The organism is Chromohalobacter sp. 48-RD10 (assembly GCF_029889785.1).
In the GTDB taxonomy this organism is placed as follows: Bacteria; Pseudomonadota; Gammaproteobacteria; order Pseudomonadales; family Halomonadaceae; genus Chromohalobacter.
Genome location: NZ_JARANX010000148.1, coordinates 1 through 1,196, shown reverse-complemented (window position 1 = coordinate 1,196; position 1,196 = coordinate 1). Strand labels below are relative to the sequence as shown.

Below are 1,196 nucleotides of genomic sequence, written 5' to 3'. Positions count from 1 at the left end.
CGCTATTGAAGGTCTGCGCGATGCGCTGCAACTCTTCCAACGAAGTATCCAGGGAAATACGCGGGATATCCCCCTGCCCCACCTGCGCGATCTGACGCGCCAGGCGCCGCAATGGGGAAAGCCCCAGGCGCAACAGCCACCACAGCATGGGCAGCATCGACAGCACTACGATCACCGCCACCCACCACTGGCGACGCACATAATCGATGATCGGTTGGCGTGTTTGACTTTGCGGCAGAAAGACACCCACGATCCAATCCGGTTTCCAGACCTGGTGGTAACTCATCAACGCCGGTTCGCCGTCGATGAGACGACCGGTACCGGTGCCCTGCCACCCATCCAGTGCCTGCTCCAGCACCGGACTCTCCAGCGTGGAAGGGACATGCTGCATGATCAGGGAACTATCGGGATGGCTAAGCACCGTGCCATCACTGGTCATCAACACCGCATACCCTGCCTCACCGATGCGTAGGCTGCGCAGGTCGAGGAAAAAGCGCCCGTCACGCAGATTGACCACGCCGCCCAGCATGCCTTCGAAATGGCCCTGCGCATCCGTAAGCGGGACTCCCATCACTACCAGCGGGCGGCTATCGTGGAGTTTGCTGACGATCGGGCGGCCCACGAAGGGGCGCCCTACTTCGCGAACGAAGCGAAAATACTCACGATCGGCCACATTCAGGCCCGAGGCGCCCGGCAACGACGGCGTGAAGCCCATGACATCCCCTTCGGCATCGACGACGAATGCCGAATCGAACAGCTCCAACAGCGCCGTGTGGTCGCTCAAGCGCGCCTGCACGTCGTCGTCGCTATCTTCGGTCAGCGGTACATCGCCCTGCAACGCCCCCGCTTGCGAGGAAGCGATGGTTTTTAGCGTATCGAGTCGCAACGAAATGGATTGCTGAATATCGCGCGCGATCAGCGAAGCCTCGTAATTCAGGTGCGCCCGATTGATCTCCTCAGCGAGATCGCTACTACCACGCAGCGACACCCACAGGATGGCGATGACCAACACACTCCAGCCCACTCCGGTGCCGAGGACCAAACGCCCAAACAATGTCTTGGGTAGCAATGCCTTGAATAATCTTACGCGATGTGGCCATCTTCGCATTATGCGGCGCCGGGTTGTGTCATGGATGTAAACGGGTGACAAGCCTATCCCAGCGGCTCCATTGAGCAAACCCCGTGCCCCCGATTGC

The 1,196-nt window shown here is 60.1% G+C and carries 1 protein-coding gene; it reads right to left on the bottom strand.

Features of this window, described 5'->3' with window-relative positions; all coding sequences use genetic code 11:
- Window positions 1-1,069 (bottom strand): cache domain-containing protein (locus tag OP496_RS17835; RefSeq protein WP_280565270.1); only part of this gene is annotated, 1,069 nt, incomplete at its 3' end.
- Window positions 1,070-1,196 lie beyond the last annotated feature (127 nt).